Annotated in this window: 19 protein-coding genes; 7 read left to right on the top strand and 12 right to left on the bottom strand. The window is 68.1% G+C overall.

Features of this window, described 5'->3' with window-relative positions; all coding sequences use genetic code 11:
• Positions 1-48 precede the first annotated feature (48 nt).
• Positions 49-1,173 carry a transposase gene (locus GF068_RS35165; RefSeq protein ID WP_153823907.1) on the bottom strand — a complete coding sequence of 375 codons (1,125 nt, stop codon included), beginning with the start codon at positions 1,171-1,173 and terminating at the stop codon, positions 49-51.
• A 197-nt stretch (positions 1,174-1,370) separates the two neighbouring features.
• On the opposite strand from GF068_RS35165, the gene GF068_RS35170 reads away from it, so the two are divergent.
• Together GF068_RS35170 and GF068_RS35175 are read left to right on the top strand one after the other, a co-directional pair.
• Entirely contained in the window at positions 1,371-1,655 is a 285-nt protein-coding gene (locus GF068_RS35170) for a hypothetical protein (protein WP_153823908.1), read from the top strand.
• The gene (locus tag GF068_RS35175) at positions 1,652-2,155 is read left to right on the top strand and encodes a hypothetical protein (protein ID WP_153823909.1); all 504 of its coding nucleotides are present in this window, start codon (positions 1,652-1,654) and stop codon (positions 2,153-2,155) included. Before GF068_RS35170 ends, GF068_RS35175 begins: the two co-directional genes overlap by 4 nt.
• A 22-nt stretch (positions 2,156-2,177) precedes the next feature.
• Here the strand turns inward: GF068_RS35175 and GF068_RS35180 are convergent, their stop codons facing one another.
• Positions 2,178-2,423, bottom strand: a complete 246-nt coding sequence (locus GF068_RS35180) for a hypothetical protein (protein ID WP_153823910.1) — start codon at positions 2,421-2,423, stop codon at positions 2,178-2,180.
• Positions 2,420-2,809: a hypothetical protein gene (locus GF068_RS35185; RefSeq protein WP_170319863.1), complete on the bottom strand. Its 390-nt coding sequence runs from the start codon at positions 2,807-2,809 to the stop codon at positions 2,420-2,422. Before GF068_RS35185 ends, GF068_RS35180 begins: the two co-directional genes overlap by 4 nt.
• 517 nt (positions 2,810-3,326) lie before the next feature.
• Here GF068_RS35185 and GF068_RS35190 point away from each other — a divergent pair.
• Together GF068_RS35190 and GF068_RS35195 are read left to right on the top strand one after the other, a co-directional pair.
• Positions 3,327-4,418, top strand: a complete 1,092-nt coding sequence (locus tag GF068_RS35190; RefSeq protein ID WP_153823912.1) for an IS1 family transposase — start codon at positions 3,327-3,329, stop codon at positions 4,416-4,418.
• Between the two features lie 78 nt (positions 4,419-4,496).
• A complete protein-coding gene (locus tag GF068_RS35195) occupies positions 4,497-4,709 on the top strand; it encodes a hypothetical protein (protein WP_153823913.1) in 213 nt (70 codons plus the stop codon).
• Between the two features lie 3 nt (positions 4,710-4,712).
• Here GF068_RS35195 and GF068_RS35200 read toward each other — a convergent pair whose 3' ends face one another.
• The 4 genes from GF068_RS35200 to GF068_RS35215 all read right to left on the bottom strand — a co-directional run bounded on the left by GF068_RS35200 (position 4,713) and on the right by GF068_RS35215 (position 6,255).
• On the bottom strand, positions 4,713-5,027 hold the full coding sequence (locus GF068_RS35200; RefSeq protein ID WP_153823914.1) for a hypothetical protein: 315 nt from the start codon (positions 5,025-5,027) through the stop codon (positions 4,713-4,715).
• Positions 5,028-5,192: 165 nt separating this feature from the next.
• Positions 5,193-5,777, bottom strand: coding sequence for a sigma-70 RNA polymerase sigma factor region 4 domain-containing protein (locus GF068_RS35205; protein ID WP_153823915.1), 585 nt, complete (start codon positions 5,775-5,777; stop codon positions 5,193-5,195).
• The gene (locus GF068_RS35210; protein WP_153823916.1) at positions 5,774-6,028 is read right to left on the bottom strand and encodes a hypothetical protein; all 255 of its coding nucleotides are present in this window, start codon (positions 6,026-6,028) and stop codon (positions 5,774-5,776) included. The genes GF068_RS35205 and GF068_RS35210 overlap by 4 nt, the downstream gene beginning before the upstream one ends.
• The gene (locus GF068_RS35215; RefSeq protein ID WP_153823917.1) at positions 6,025-6,255 is read right to left on the bottom strand and encodes a hypothetical protein; all 231 of its coding nucleotides are present in this window, start codon (positions 6,253-6,255) and stop codon (positions 6,025-6,027) included. Before GF068_RS35215 ends, GF068_RS35210 begins: the two co-directional genes overlap by 4 nt.
• 652 nt (positions 6,256-6,907) lie before the next feature.
• On the opposite strand from GF068_RS35215, the gene GF068_RS35220 reads away from it, so the two are divergent.
• Positions 6,908-8,029: a transposase gene (locus GF068_RS35220; RefSeq protein WP_338046702.1), complete on the top strand. Its 1,122-nt coding sequence runs from the start codon at positions 6,908-6,910 to the stop codon at positions 8,027-8,029.
• A gap of 90 nt (positions 8,030-8,119) precedes the next feature.
• Positions 8,120-8,311 carry a hypothetical protein gene (locus tag GF068_RS35225; protein ID WP_153823918.1) on the top strand — a complete coding sequence of 64 codons (192 nt, stop codon included), beginning with the start codon at positions 8,120-8,122 and terminating at the stop codon, positions 8,309-8,311.
• Between the two features lie 228 nt (positions 8,312-8,539).
• Here the strand turns inward: GF068_RS35225 and GF068_RS35230 are convergent, their stop codons facing one another.
• Positions 8,540-8,797 (bottom strand): hypothetical protein, encoded by a 258-nt coding sequence (locus tag GF068_RS35230; protein ID WP_153823919.1) that lies wholly within the window; start codon positions 8,795-8,797, stop codon positions 8,540-8,542.
• On the bottom strand, positions 8,794-9,147 hold the full coding sequence (locus GF068_RS35235) for a hypothetical protein (protein ID WP_153823920.1): 354 nt from the start codon (positions 9,145-9,147) through the stop codon (positions 8,794-8,796). Before GF068_RS35235 ends, GF068_RS35230 begins: the two co-directional genes overlap by 4 nt.
• A gap of 292 nt (positions 9,148-9,439) precedes the next feature.
• Here GF068_RS35235 and GF068_RS35240 point away from each other — a divergent pair, with 292 nt between their 5' ends.
• Positions 9,440-9,937 carry a hypothetical protein gene (locus GF068_RS35240; protein WP_153823921.1) on the top strand — a complete coding sequence of 166 codons (498 nt, stop codon included), beginning with the start codon at positions 9,440-9,442 and terminating at the stop codon, positions 9,935-9,937.
• Positions 9,938-9,946: 9 nt separating this feature from the next.
• Here GF068_RS35240 and GF068_RS35245 read toward each other — a convergent pair whose 3' ends face one another.
• From GF068_RS35245 to GF068_RS35260, 3 genes are all read right to left on the bottom strand, one after another.
• On the bottom strand, positions 9,947-10,603 hold the full coding sequence (locus tag GF068_RS35245) for a 2-hydroxychromene-2-carboxylate isomerase (RefSeq protein ID WP_153823922.1): 657 nt from the start codon (positions 10,601-10,603) through the stop codon (positions 9,947-9,949).
• Positions 10,604-10,701: 98 nt separating this feature from the next.
• Positions 10,702-11,025, bottom strand: a complete 324-nt coding sequence (locus GF068_RS35250) for a four helix bundle protein (RefSeq protein ID WP_153823923.1) — start codon at positions 11,023-11,025, stop codon at positions 10,702-10,704.
• Between the two features lie 432 nt (positions 11,026-11,457).
• Positions 11,458-15,252: an ATP-binding protein gene (locus tag GF068_RS35260; protein WP_240807872.1), complete on the bottom strand. Its 3,795-nt coding sequence runs from the start codon at positions 15,250-15,252 to the stop codon at positions 11,458-11,460.
• Positions 15,253-15,292: the final 40 nt, after the last annotated feature.

The raw sequence follows: 15,292 nt of genomic DNA on the forward strand, positions 1-15,292 counted from the left end.
TGGATCCGGCCACGTGTCGAAAGTGGCGGGACATCCGCCCGGCCACTTTCAGCGGGGCTCGTCGTCGGGGAAGAGGGAGAGCTGGCCCTTCGGGTGCGGCTTCGGCTGCCACGAGAAGAGGTCGTACTGGCCGTTCGCGTCGGCTGCGGGTCCGGCGCTCGCGACCATCGCGGGGACGGGCGCGGTGGGCTCGGGAGGTCGTACATCATGCCCGGCGTGACGCTCGCCTTTGCCCCCGCCGACCAGGCGCAGGAACCCACGCCCGCCGGGCAACTCGCGCGCCGGGCCTTCGGGCTCCCGATGCCGCAGCGCTTCCTTGACCGGCGGGTCGCACGGCTTGGCAGTCATGAGCGCGTCCAGCAACTCCTCCATCTCCCAGAGGTGATCGGTCACGTGCGCGGCCATTCCCGGCGTCGTGCGGAGCGTGCTCACGATATGGCACATGTTGTAATGCACGTAGGCCAGGGAGACGGCGGCGCGGTGATTCTCGGGGCGCTTGCTGAAGGCGTACGAGAGACGCCGCATACGACCAATATGGTGGCGCATGGTGCCGTTCTGGCGCTCCATGTACGCGGTGCTCGCCGTGTCGAGGTCGGGAGCGCCGAAGATCGCCCGCTTCGTGATGAAGTGCGCCTCGCGCGCGGGCTCGTACCGGTGGTCATCGTCGCGGCGCCCCTTGCGGCTGTAGTTCTTGACGGTCTGCGCGTAGTCGACGCCGGGCCCGAAGGAAGCGCCCACGGCGGCGATGTACGGGGCGAAGCCGTCGGACACGATCGACGGCATGACGCAGAGCCGCGCGCGAACATCCTCCATGAACGCCCGCGCGCTCTCCTCGTTCCGCTTGCCGACGTGCCAGCCGATGACGAAGCGGCTCGTGGCCGACATGGCAACGAAAGTGTACGCCTCGCCCACGTAGGGCGGATCCTCGGGCGTCACGCGCTTCTGCTTCTTGCCGACGTACGACCAGATCTCGTCGACCTGGATCAGCGACGCCGCGAGGTGCCGCGCGAGCGCGTTGTGCAGGTTCAAGGCGCCGGTCCCGAACTGCAAGGACAGGCGCCCGACCGTCTCCCGATCGACGCCCGCAATCCGGGCCGCGGCGCGCTCGGAATTACCGTCCACGAGCGCCGAGAGGACACGCAGGCGCTTCGATCCATCCAAGGACGCTCCCATGGCTTCCTCGCCACGGCGACGGTCTCCCGGGCGCCCCTTCGCGCCCTCGCCGCGTCGCCGTTGACAAACAGAAGGTACCACGAAACGCCACGAAAACGTGGAGAATCTGCGCACCGATCGGACGTTAATTGTCCTAGCGAGGCGGGGCCGTCGCCGCGAATTTTTACGCGCCCTGTGGCATGTAGTACGATCAGCGCATGCCGATTCTCATCATCGGAAGCAAATCGTTGCTTGTGTGCGTCAATCGCGAACATCCCACGCATATTGCAACGGGTCAAGACACCACCATGTCGGCCGATGTGTCGCAGTGGTTCGCGCTCTTGGCGGCCAATCCACCGAACAAGACCGGAGCGCCGGCTCATGTTGCGCTCGGTGGCCTATTTCTGCCCACGCGACCATACATATGCCAGATCTGTGGCTACGTGGAACTGTACGCCGCCGGAATCCTTGAGCCCGGAACGTTCCGCGGGGAGTCGCGATGAACGAGTCAAGCGAGTTGAAGCAACGACCCGCGGAACCTTATGCTGGTCTACCGCCGGCATTACAACAGGCATTCAGCGGAGCGGCCCACAGCAGAGCGTCGTCGATGGCTTCAGCAGCACCGAAAGTGAAGGATGCTGAAGTGGATATCATTAAAGCAGCGCTGCATAATCCCCTTCAGAAGCCCGATAACGTCACTTCTCTTATCGGCGCGGGCGGGTCGCTTGGCATGATCGTGGCTGCTTTGAAGGACATCTTCAAAGGTCCGATAGGCTTGTTTGACGTGGCATTGGCCATGTTGGGAATGGGGCTCTTGGTTGCACAAGTCGTGGTTTACGCTATGAAGCGACAGACGTCAGATAGCGAGCCATTTCACGCCCTGGCAAAGAGCTATGTAAACGTATTGATGCAGGAAATAGAAGTATACAGGCGCAGCTATGGCCTGCCAGATGGCGTCCGACCTCCGTCGGGTAATCCGCCGGAGGGTAATGCGAATGGATAGTTGATTGATGTGGGAGGGGTGATTAGGCCGTTGGTGCGGCGGCGTCGATCCGGGCTTCAAGCTCCCGGATGCCGCGCAGCATCTCCCGGCGCAGGTAGGCGCGAGCGTGGACGCGCTTCGACGGTGCGGCCGTCGCATCTTCGGCGAGCGCCCGGAGGCTCGCCACGACGGGACGAAGCAGGCTCGCGTAGGTCGCCAACGCGGCCGGGTCGGTCGTCTGCACGGCGGCGCGGATGCGCTCGCGCTCCCTCACGCGGGAGCGCTTCATGCTGCCCTCCCGATGACGGGCGTCGTCACGACGAGCTTGCCGCCGAGAAGGACCTCGACCGCGACGCCCGCGATGGCGGCCAGGCGGATCGCGAACGTGCCCGTGGGCGGCGTGCCCTTCGGGTTCGCGATGCGGCGGACGGTGTTCGCGGGCATGTTCAGCCGCGCGGCGAGCGCGTTGAAGCTCCCGAACGCACGGCGGAGCTTGCGGACGGCGACGCGCACGTGGCGCGCTTCGTCCTTGGAGAGCATGAGCGCGTCCGACTTGCGACGGGGGCGCGGCGTCTCGGGTTCGGGCGGGCAGGGCGGATCGTTCTCTTGGCCGTAGCTGCCGGGCCATGACAGATCGTGCATGGGCGTGACCTCGTGGATGCGAAGTTGCGTCAAGTCGCCCCGGTGGTGTCTTCAGCGCCATCGGGGCGGCGTCTTGCACGAGCGTAGATCACGACGCGCTCGCCGGATCGTCATCCAGCCACTTTCACGGATATCCGGCCACTACCCTACGACGCGGTCCCAGAGCGCTACGACGCGGTCCCAGAGCGCTACGACGCGGTCCCAGAGCGCTACGACGCGGTCCCAGAGCGCTACGACGCGGTCACCGAGGGCTACGACGGGTGCCGGTCAAATTTGACCGACCCCCCGTTCGTCTAGGCAAACCTTCCCGCTCCCTTCCGTGACCTCCCCTACCGCCTCACGGGTCGGTCTAGTAATGTCCGTTGCAGGAGCAGAATCCGCTCCTCGTCTTCCGCGATCCCATGTAGGGTCGGACCCCTGAACAGATGAAAGGCCTCCCCGGGCGCTACTGACACCCGGGGAGGCTGCGGAACGCCGGACGGGAGACCCGTAGCAGCGCACGACGCGCGCGGAGCATGGGTCGGCCGATCGGAGAAGGCAAGGTCTGCCCATGGGAAACGTGCTCGCCTGGGAGCGGCGGGTCGCGGTCGTGTGTCATCTAGTCGAAGGGGCGAGCGTCAATGCAACGGCGCGGATGACCGGCGTGTCGAAGCCGACGATCCTCTCCCTCCTTCTACAGAGCGGCGAGGGATGCGACCGGATCCACGACGCGCGCGTGCATTCGCTCGCGATCCGAGACGTCGAGATCGATGAGCTTTGGAGCTTCATTCAGAAGAAGCAGCGGCGCGTCGGGCCTGCCGATCCCCCGCATTGGGGAGACGCCTACGCCTTCCTGGCAATGGCCCGGACGCAAAAGCTCTTGATCGCCTACCGGGTCGGGAAGCGCGACGAGCAGAACACACGCGCCTTCGTTGCCGATCTGCGGGCCCGTCTCGCGGTCGTGCCTGCGATCACCTCGGACGGCTTCACGGCCTACCCTACCGCGGTAGGAGAGAGCTTCGCGATCGATGGGCAGGCCGGCGCCGCGGTCGACTACGTCGTGCTCCTAAAGGAGTTCAATGGGCGCCGGTTCAAGGATGACTCGGTGCGGTATGAGCCGCCCCGGGAGCCCGTCATGCATAAGCGCGGGGTCTATGGCGCTCCCGACCTTGACCGGGCGAGCACGTCTCACATTGAAAGAGCGAACCTCACGGTTCGTATGCATATCCGACGCTTCACCCGCCTATGCAATGGGTACAGCAAGAGCCTGCCTCACCATAAGGCGGCTGTCTCGCTGCACGTCGCCTTCTATAATTGGTGCCGGGTGCACGAGACGCTCCGGGTCACGCCTGCAATGGAGGCAGGGCTGACCGATCACGTCTGGACGGTCGATGAGCTGCTGAGAGAGGCGCTCGGCGCGCCGGTACAGGAGAAGCCCCGCGTCCGGCCCTTGCGCCTGCCTGACCCGGGCACGGCGAAGGAGCTGCCCGGCGGCCGCGGATGGCTCCGCGCGGTCCCGAGCACGGGCAAGGCGGGGGCGGGGCCGACCGCCGCGCCTACGCCTCCCCGGCCTCCGGAGGCGCCTGCCGTGAGGCCGGTAGCGGCTCCCCGGCGTCGATGGGTACAGATGGATCTGTTCGGGTGGAAGCCCCCGGAGAAGTGACCGGATGGCCTTGACGGGGCAATGCGGGTGTCCATGCTACGCATGCAATGGGAGCGCTCCATTTTAGGAGGTGCTCCCGTGTTCAAGCGACGACCGCTCTTGCAGCACAGCGTAGATACCCTGTCAAAAGAGGGTAAGGCAGACGTCATGGTGGTAGGGCTTCCCGTGGAATACAGCGACGGGAAGATATACCCCATGTACAATATCGATCTCGCTCGCGTCGATCCGGTGTTCATCAATGATAGGATCGTTGCGCTGGAGATTCTGGCCCCGCCGCCTTGGCTGAACTGACGGCTACTTCGCTCCGGTGCGGATCGTCACGACAAGGTGCTTGCGCACGGCGTCTGCAAATTCAGGGCCGTTGATATTCACTCGATCGGCCCCGATGTTCGCGTAGATATCCTGCCCGTCCACGTCGAAGGTGACACCTCGCGCGTACGTTCGGCCGTTGCTCACAACCGTGTACTCTGCACGCATAGGAAGGCCGGTTGACGGCGCAACGATCGCGACGTTGCAATACTGAAAAGCGTATTGCGCCCCGTCTACCTCTACCTGCCCGATCGTTCGGATTGTACGATCTAATGCGTCCGCTGCTCGTGCGTGATCCATGATGCCTGCGAACCTACCGCACTCCAGCCGCACGGATCCATCCGGGGCATGCGTTCAGGGCAGGCGTAACCCGGCCTTCCCGGGCCTCTATGGCCGGCGTAGGCTCTCAGGATGTCTGCGGTAGGGATCGGGGCAGGACGGGCGTCTAGCGGGCCCGGGGAGGGCCTATCGGCCGCGCTTACGCTGCTTCCAACCGGGGCGAGGCGCCTGCTTTGGAGCCGGCTCCGCGCCGAGCTTCCGAAGGAGACGGCGGAGTTCCTGGACGTGCCGGTGATGCGTGGACGGGTTGCGCCCGCTCTCCTTCGCGGCCTCAGCGACCGTGAAGCCGAGCAAGGCGAGGAGCAGGGCGTTCGCGGCCTTCGGGCGCATGCGAGCGACGGCGCGGAGGAGATCCCGCGCTTCGGCCGCCTCGCGCGGGTCAATGTTCCCGACGAGCTTGTCGACGTCGCCGGTGTATTCGTACCGGTTCCGGTGTCGCCTGCGATAGTTCGATGCCCGGAACCATGTGACCGCGCGGAGGAAGACCTCCAAGGTCTTCTCGGGCGGGACGCGCGCGGAGCCGCGGATCTTGCAGTCTCGGGCCGACTCGCACGCCGCGATCATGACGTCCTGCACGATGTCCTCGGCATCGCCGATGCGCACGCCGTACCGGAGCGCGGCCTCGCGGATGAATGCACGGCGTGCGTTGATCTCCTCGGCCGACACGTCGACATAGGGATCCCCGCCGTCGGGGTGAGGCCGGTACTTCATGACGGCCTCCCGATCAACGCGTCGAGGTCAATGCGGGCGACGCGCGCGACTTGGGCGGCAAAGTGAACCGAGGCGCGGATCTCGCCCGCGATCACGGCCTGCATGTAGCGCCGCGAGTAGCCGAGGGCTCGCGCGGCAAGGCGGACGCTCGTCCCGCGCGCAAAGCGCTCCAATCGGGCGCGGACGCGCGCGTTCTGCTCGTCGGTGAGGATCGCGGGCACGCTCGGCGGATCGGTGTCGGGGAGGCTCACGATGCGCCTCCCTTCCGCCCGCATAGGGCGCAGGCGCCCGCGACGTGCGGGCGGCCGGAAAGGACCTGCTCGACGGGAATGCCGCCCGCTCGGGCGAGCAGGACGGCGACGGCGTAGGACGAACCGCGGATGATGTTGTTGAGGGCGTCCTTTGACACGCCCATGACCGCCGCGAGCACGTCCCGCCCGCCATAGGCGCGGGCGATGTTGCGTTCAGCGGCGCGCATATGGGCGCGCTCGTCTCGGGTAGGGTAGAGCGCCGGACTCTTCCGGCGATCGGAAGGCGGACGGGTTCCTTGGCCCCGCGGAGCGGGGTGTACTAGGCGAAGCACAGGGCGTGACCTCGGATACGGGGTTGCGGCCTAGCGGCCCTGTAAGCGTTGCTACCGCTTGCGGGGCCGCGCTGTTTGCCCGGACCCTACACTCCCGTCCTTCCCCCTGCTACGTCAGAATCTCAAACTTGACCGCTACGGGGCAAACTTGACCGGCACCCTACGACGCGGTCACCGAGCGCTACGACGCGGTCCCAGAGCGCTACGACGGGTAGTGTCCTAATTAGGACAACCCTCGCCCCAAACTAGGACACTCGGATCCGCCTCTCCGACGTGCCCGGACAACCTCTCTCCCGAGCCCTACTGAACGCACGCCGCGGACACGAATCGTCCGCGCATCGAACGAAGCGCTTGACCTTCGTTTCGGCCTGTTTTCGCATCGCCACGTACCCGGACGAACCTCTCATGATGAGACATTCTATGTCCTAGCTCCGCGGGAAAACCCGGGAAACCGCGACAAAACGTGGTAGTTTGGGTCCATCACTTGACGCCCCGAAGGGTCGGAGCCGCGAACGCGGACGACGCCGGGGCCGAGAACGAGGGACCCGTGGCGAACTTCCTTCCCGAGGAGAAGCGTCTGCGCGTGCTCGCCGCGCTCTGCGACGGCAACAGCATCCGCGCGGTCGAGCGGATGACCGACGTCCACCGGGACACGATCATGCGCCTCGGCCTCGCCTGGGGAGAGGGCGCGCAGAACCTCCACAACCGCCTCGCCCGCGGGCTTTCGTGCTCCCTCGTGCAGATGGACGAGGTGTGGAGCTTCGTGCAGAAGAAGCAGGCCCGCGTGACCCCGGAGGACGGGCCCGACGTCGGCGAGGCGTACACGTTCACGGCCCTCGACGCGTCGAGCCGCTTCGTCATCGCCTGGCACGTGGGGAAGCGCGACCAAGCATCGACGGACGTCTTCATGGCCGATCTACGTGCTCGGCTGGTCGTGATGCCGGCGATGACCTCGGACGGGTTCGCCCCGTACATCGCCGCGGTCGGGACGAGCTTCGGCCCCGGCGTCGACTTCGCGCAGACGATCAAAAACTACACGAAGCGCGGGCGGCGCGAGGGGCCGGCCGATCACCGGTACGAGCCCCCGCGGGATCCGTTCATCACGAAGCGCACGGTCTACGGCGCGCCGGACCTCGACAAGGCGAGCACGGCCTACGTGGAGCGGAACAACGCCACGATGCGGCACCACGTCGGGCGCATGCGGCGGCTCTGCTACGCGTTCTCGAAGAAGCTGGTCAACCACCGCGCCGCGGTCGCCCTGGCCTACTTCCACTACAACTTCTGCCACGTGGTCTCGACGCTCCGCGTGACGCCCGCCATGGCCGTAGGGCTCACGGATCACGTGTGGAGCCTGGCGGAGTTGGAAGCCGCGCTTCTGACCTCGGGCCCGTGCGAGGCGCCCGCGAAGCAGGAGCTACGTCCTCGGACGCCCGAAGGGACAGCGCGAGAGCTCCCCGGCGGGCGCGGCTTCCTCCGCGTCGTCGACGGCGGGAAGGGCAAGCCGAGCGAGGCGCCGAAGCCCCCGCCGCCTCCGGTTCCGGCTCCGGTCCGCTATGCGACGCCGCACGTGGACGACCACGAGGCGCGCTGGGAGCAAATGGATCTCCTCGCGTGGCGTGCGCGGGAGCGGCAACTGTCGTTCTTCGACGACGAGCCGGACGACGACTGACGGCGATCAGGATGAGCCGCGGAGGGCTCTCGCGGCGGCGCGCACGCCCTCCGCGGTGAACACGATCTTGACGATCGAGTAGGTCGCGAAGTGACCTCGGCTCGTGAGAACCTCGATCGCATGTTTCGCGGCATCGACGGGGTATCCGGCGTCCGTCGCGACGCGCTGTATCTCGCCGATTTGTATCGTTCCTTCCTGCCCTTTCGTCTTATTGAACGCCCATTGCAACAACAACGTGCGAAGCGGTTCGTCGCTTGTAGTGGTCATCCTGAACCCTCATGAGACGAGACGTCGGGACCCGGGCCAAACGAGACACCGAACGGAAGGAACTCGTGGAGGCGATCGAGCGCGCCGAAGGTGAAGTCAGGCGCGCTCGAAAGCGCCTCGCGTGCAAGATCCTCACGCTGGAGGTGCTCGTTCGTCAGGCTCTCGACGGCATGGGAGCAAAGGGAAGCGCGAACGGGCAAGATTCTTCGGGCGAAGTCGCGCCGAGCGCGCCGTCAAGAGAGGTCAAGAGGCGGGAGAGGGGGCGGGCGTAGCGGCGTCGATCCGGGCCTCGATCTCGCGGATGCCGCGGAGGATCTCCCGCCGAAGGTAGGAGCGCGCGTGGACGCGCTTGCTCGGCTCCGCGGTCGCGTCTTCGGCGAGGGCCCGAAGGCTCGCGACGACGGGGCGGAGCGCTCCCGCGTAGGCCGCCAGCGCGGCCGGGTCGGTGGTCTGGACGGCGGCGCGGATGCGCTCACGTTCCCTGACGCGGGAGCGCTTCATGCTGCCCTCCCGATGACGGGCGTGGTCACCACGAGTTTGCCGCCGAGAAGGACCTCGACCGCGACGCCCGCGGCGGCGGCGACGCGGATCGCGAGCGTGCCCGTGGGGGAACTCTTCGGGTTCGCGGCGCGGCGGAGCGTGCTCGCCGGGATCCCGGTCATGACGGAGAGCGCGCGGAAGGTCCCGAACGCGCGGCGCAGCTTGCGCACGGCAACGCGCACGTGGCGCGCTTCCTCCGCGGAGAGCATGAGCGCGCCCGACTTGCGGCGGCGCGGCGTCTCCGGGGGATCGGGCGGGCAGGGCGGATCGTTCTCTTGGCCGTACGAACCGGGCCATGACAGATCGTGCATGGGCGTGACCTCGTGGAAGCGTGGTTGCGTCAAGTCGCCTCGGACGGTTCCCAGACCTTCCGGGGCGGCGCCTTTTCAGGCCCGGCAAACCTACGACATCGCGATCGATCCCGCGTCGAATTAGGACAGTTTCCCCCTAATTAGGACACTACCCTACGACGCGGTCACCGAGGGCTACGACGCGGTCCCAGAGCGCTACGACGCGGTCCCAGAGCGCTACGACGCGATCACCGAGGGCTACGACGCGGTCGCAGACCGCTACGACGGGCATGACCGTTGCTCCACGGCGGACATGAACCCCTCCAAGGCCCTGCGCCTCTTCGCCTCTTCGTCCTTCCTCCTCCTCCTCGTGGCCGTGGGTGGCTGCGAGGACGAAACCCTCACCGCGTGCCCGCCCGCGCCGTTCCGCGGCGAGCCGAAGCTCGCCTGCGACTTCTCGGAGGTCTGCCGCTACGGTACGCCACGCGGCCTCGACGTCGACAACTCGGTTGGCGAGTCGATCTACGGCCCCGACTTCTGCAACGGGCTCACCTGCTCGTGTGGCGAGGATGGCACGCTCACCTGCGTGCAGACCCTCCTCGCGTGTTCGCCGCACATCATCCCCCAATGCCCGGCCGGGGCGGCGGAGGGGAGCGCTTGCACGATGGATCCGAACTTCGGCAATCGCGAATGCGCCGTCCCCGGCCCCGGGGCCGACCTCTCGCAGGGCATCATCAACGGCGAGGTCTGCGCCTGCGATATGCCGGGGCCGGTATGGCGGTGCATTCCGGTCTCCCGCACGGATCTTTAGCGCCGACCCCTAGACGTTTCTTCGATCCGCCGCGCGTGGCCGCGCGAGCCGCGCCTCGATCTCGGCCTTGTCGACAGGGAGCCGGCCTTCGAGGTAGGCCTCGACGAAGACGAGCCGATCGCTCCCCCAGAAGAGCTCTGCGTCGACGAGGAAGCTCGGGACCCCGAAGACCCCCTCGGCAAGGGCGCGCTCGGTATTCGCGCGGAGGCGCTCCTTCACCGCCGGCTCCGTGGTGGCGGCGAGCAGCGCCGCGCCGTCGAGGCCCGCGTCGTCGGCGATGGCGCGAAGGACGGCGTCGTCCATCAGGTCGAGCCCTTTCTCCCAGGTCCCGACGATCAATGCGCCGGCCAGGCGGCGGCGCTCGCCTGCGTCTTCGAGGGCCGCGCACATGCGCTGCGCCTTCAGAGGATTGAACGGGTGCGCGGGCGGACCGGCGTAGGGCCGCTTCAACGTCATCGCCCATCGCGCCACGTCATGGAGCATGTGAACCCGCTTCGGCGCAATCTCCGCGGGCCCCTTGTTCCCATGCGCCCCGAGCAGCCCGGCGAACAGCACGGGCTCGAGCTCGAAGCGAGCGCCGGTGCGCGCCTCGATCGCGGGGACCTGGGTCCACGCGAGCCAGACGTAGGGGCTGATGACATCGAAATAGAAGCGGACGACACGCATGGCGGACGAGGATACGCGAGAGCGAGTCGAGGTGGGGAAGGAAGCGGGCCGTTCGCGCGAGGGCGTGCCGCCCAGGGAAGGGCGGCACGCCGATTCGATTAGCGTCGCGTGAGGCGATACAGGGTGCCGATGAGATGCTCCAGCTTGATGCGTAGCTCCTCGTCCACCCCATCCACGTACCCGAGCGCTTCTGCCACATCCAGGCACGCGCGGACCTCCGCCGCCGAACCCATGGCCGTATGCCAGCGGGCCCGTTCATTCCTTCCCTGCGAATAAGCGCCCTCGCTCAGATTCAAAGGAATGCTCGTCGCCGCCCGCCGCAACTGGTCCCCCAGATTCGGATCCTTCGACCCGATCCGCTCCATCACCGGCCGCAACATCCTGAGCATCTCGATCGCCACGCCATAAATCCTGAGCACCATTGTTTCCTCCGTATCCCCGACCGGGGACCCCGTCCCCTGGCCCGCGCGCGGAGGAAGGCGAAAGGCTGCGAGGCTTTGCCTCGCACCGCGCGCAGCCGCCCGGAGCCGCGCGCAGCGAAGCGAGCACGGCGAGGACGGCGAGCACGGCTTGGCCTTTCGCCTTCCGAGCACGCGGGCACAATCGCCCTCCCCGGACGAGAAGAAAGCAGCAGCAGCAGCAGCAGCAGCAGCAGCAGCGGCAGCGGCAGCAGCAGCAGCAGCAGCAGCAGCGGCAGCAGCAGCAGCGGCAGCAGCAGCAGCGGCAGCAGCAGCAGCGGCAGCAGCAGCAGCGGCAGCAGCAGCAGCGGCAGCAGCAGCAGCAGCAGCAGCAGCAGCAGCGGCAGCAGCAGCAGCAGCAGCGGCAGCAGCAGCAGCAGCAGCTTCAGCCGCCTCTCACTCCGTCCTTTCCTGCCCGAACAACTCGTCGAAGAGCCCCGTCAACCTGTCGAACTGCACCGGCTTCACCAGGTGCGCGTCGAACCCCGCCTCGCGCGACAGCGACCGATCCGACTCCTGCCCGTACCCCGTCACCGCGATCAACCGTAGCCGCGTCAACTCCGGCCGCTCCCGCAATCGGTGCGCCAGCTCGTATCCATCCATCACCGGCAATCCGATATCGAGCAGCGCGATGTCCGGGTGAAACCCCTCTGCCACCCGCAACGCCGACGGACCGTCCGACGCCACCCTCGTCTGGTGCCCCAGGCTCCCCAGCGACTCCGCCAGCAATGCGGCCGCGTCCTCGTTGTCGTCCACCACCAAGATGCGATGCGCCCCGCTCCCCGCCGCCTCCGCTCCCGCCATCCCCCTCGGCTGCGCCACGTCCGCCGCCGCTGCGCCTCCTGCGGCGGGCAATCGCACCGTGAATTCGCTCCCCTTCCCCTTCCCCTCGCTCCGCGCGGACACCGTCCCTCCGTGCATCGTCACCAGGTTTCGCACGATCGCCAGCCCGAGCCCCAGCCCTCCTTGCGCGCGGTCGAGCGCTTGCCTGTCCTGCACGAAAAATTCGAATATCCTCGGCAGCACCTCGGGCGCGATCCCGATCCCGTTGTCGCGCACCCGGATCTCGACCTCCCGCCCGCGACGCCTCGCCTCCACCTCGATCCGGCCGCCCGGCTCCGTGTACTTCGCCGCGTTCGTCAGCAGGTTCGACACCACCTGCGACAGCCGCGTCACGTCTCCGTCCACGAAGAGCCCCCGGGAGGGCACCTCCACCGTCAGGTGGTGCCGCCGCTGCTCCAGGAGCGGGCTCGACAGCTCGATCGCCTTCGCCACCACCTCCGCGAGCTCGATGCGCTCCTTCTTCAGCTCCACCTTCCCGCGCGTGATTCGCGAGACGTCCAGGAGATCGTCCACGAGCTGCGCCAGGTGCTTCACCTGCCGCTCGATCACCGCGCGCTCCCGCGCCGCGGCGTCGCCGGCCCGTATTCGCATCAGGTAAAGCGCCGTCGTGATCGGCGCGAGCGGGTTGCGCAGCTCGTGACCCAGCATCGCCAGGAACTCGTCCTTCGAACGGTTCGCCGACTCGGCCTCCCGACGCGCCTCCTGCTCGCGGACGAGGAGCTGCTCCCGCTCCCGCATCGCCTCCTCGAGCCGCTTTCGCGCGCGCACCCGCTCGGTCACGTCGACCACGACCGCCAGGATCGCCTCCGGCGCGCCCGCGTCGTCGCGCACCGGGTAAAGGTTGAAGCTGAAGTAGGACTCCTCCACCTGGCCACGCCCGCGGTCGATGTCGACCCGCTGCTCGTCGGTCACGTACGGCGTCCCGGTCCGGTACACCCGATCGAGGAGCCCCACGAGGCCGTGCTCCGCGAGCTCCGGGAAGACCTCGACGAAGGCGCGCCCCACGACGTTCGACCGGCCCGCCATCACCTGGAAGCGCGGGTTCGCCAGCTCGTAGACGTGCTCCGCGCCCCGCATCACCGCGATCGCCACCGGCGCCTGCTCGAAGAGCGCGTACATCTTCGCCCGCTCCTCCACCGCGCGTTTCCGCAGCTCCGCCAGCTTCAGGTGGATCGCCACCCGCGCCGTGAGCTCACGCGCCGAGAACGGCTTCGGCAGGTAATCGTCCGCGCCCGCCGAGAGCCCCTCCACCCGCGACTCCTCCCCCGCCCGCGCCGACAGCATGATCACCGGCACGTCACGTGTCGCCGCGTCCTCCCGCAATGCGCGCAGGAGACCATAACCGTCGAGGTTCGGCATCATCACGTCCGTCAAGACGAGGTCCGGCCGCGCGCGGCGCGCCGCTTCGAGCGCCTCCGCGCCGTCCGCCACGGCCTCGACCTTCCACCGCTCCCCCAGGATCCGGCCGACGTAGGCGCGCATGTCCGCGTTGTCGTCGGCAAGCAGGATACACGCGTTTGGGCTCGGCGCGAGCGCGTCGATCGCCGGCACCGGGAGCCGGCTCTCCCGACCCTCGGCGTCACCTTCACCCGCGCCCGGCAGCCAGCGCAGCGCCTCCTCCACGTACGGCGACGCGCCCGCGCGTGTCGACGGAGGCGTCGACGCCTCGTGCACCCGCGGCGCCGGCAGGTGCGACACGCCGAGCGGGATCACCACCCGGAACCGCGTCCCCTCGCCGAGCTTGCTCGTGACCTCGACGCGCCCCCCGTGCAGCCGCGCGAGCTCCTGCACCAGCGCGAGCCCGATGCCCGTGCCCTCATGCGTCCGGGAGCGCGCGCCCTGGATGCGGTGGAATCGATCAAAGAGGCGCGGCAGCTCCTCCTCCGCGATCCCCGTGCCCGTGTCCGCGACCGAGAGCTCCACGTGCCCCCCCGCGGCGCAAAGCGAAAGGCAGACCTCCCCCTCGAACGTGAACTTCAGCGCGTTCGAGAGCAGGTTCAGCACGATCTTCTCCCACATGTCGCGGTCGACGTAGACCGGCTCCGGGAGCGCCGGGCAGTCCACCCGGAAGGTGAGCCCCGCGCGCTCGAAGGCCGAACGAAACGCGCTCGCGAGGTCCCGGGTGAGCGCCGCGAGGTCGGTCGGCTCGTACGACGCATTGATGCGCCCCGCCTCGATACGCGAGAAGTCGAGCAGCCCGTTCACGAGCTTCGCGAGCCGGAGCGCGTTTTGATGCACCCAGCGCAGGGCGTCGCCGTCGAGCGTGCCCGCGGGCGACGCGAGCGCGTCCTCGACCGGCCCGAGGATCAACGTGAGCGGCGTGCGCAGCTCGTGGCTCGCGTTGCTGAAGAAGGCCGTCTTGGCGCGATCGATCGCGCCGAGCGCCTCGGCGCGGGCGAGCGCCTCCTCGTGCGCGCGGGCATTGCCGATGGTGGTGACGACCTGATCGGCCGAGAGCCGGAAGAGGCCGCAATAACGCGCGTCGAGCACGCGATACGGGCTCACGCCGGCGACGAGGAAGCCATACGGCTCGTCTTGCCCCGCCCGCGTGAGCGGCAGGACGAGCGCGCGCTCGGGCGGGCTGCCCCAGCGCCCCTCGGGCAGGGCGCCGAAGCGACCGGCGAGGTCCTCGACGAGCACCTCGCGCCCCTCACGCGCCGCCTCGGCGAACGGGAAGGCCTGCGCCCCGCCGCGCAGCGACACGACCGCGGGCTTGGCCGGCCCCTCGTAGCCCGAGAGCCCGCTCTCGCCGACGAGCCGCGCCTCGTGCGCGCGCTCGTCGTTCAGGTAGAGGAGCGTGAAGGGCAGGTCGGCGTGGTTCGTCGCGAAGATCGTGGCGGCCGTGCGGCAGGCCTCCTCGGCGGACTTCGCGACGGCCGAGCGCGCCGCGAGGTCACGCAACATCACGAGCTGGCGGTCGTCCTGGACCTGCTCGGTCGTCTCGTGCACCGTGATGAGCACGCCGCCCACGCGCTCGTCGTCGCCGGGGACGGGGCTGTACGAGAACGTGAAATACGTCTCCTCGCGGAACCCCCGCCGCTGCACCCAGAGCAGGAGGTGCTCGCTCCAGGTCGCGGGCCCGCCCTCGTACACGCTCGTCGCCATCGGGCCCACGACATCCCAGATCTCGGCCCAGACCTCGTGGCCACGGGCGCAGAGCGACGAGGGGTGCTTGTTGCCCAGAATCCGACGGTAGGCGTCATTGTAGGCGACCTGGACGAGCTCCGGACCCCACCAGACCAGCATGGGGAACCGGTTGTTCAGGACGACGCCGACCATCGTCTTCAGGCTCCTCGGCCAGCCCGAGACCGGGCCGAGGGGCGCCTTCGTCCAATCGATCGAGCGCATCAGCGCGCCCATCTCGCCCCCGCCGGCAAGACAGGCCTCG

Origin of the sequence: Polyangium spumosum, from assembly GCF_009649845.1 — a bacterium.
In the GTDB taxonomy this organism is placed as follows: domain Bacteria; phylum Myxococcota_A; class Polyangia; order Polyangiales; family Polyangiaceae; genus Polyangium; species Polyangium spumosum.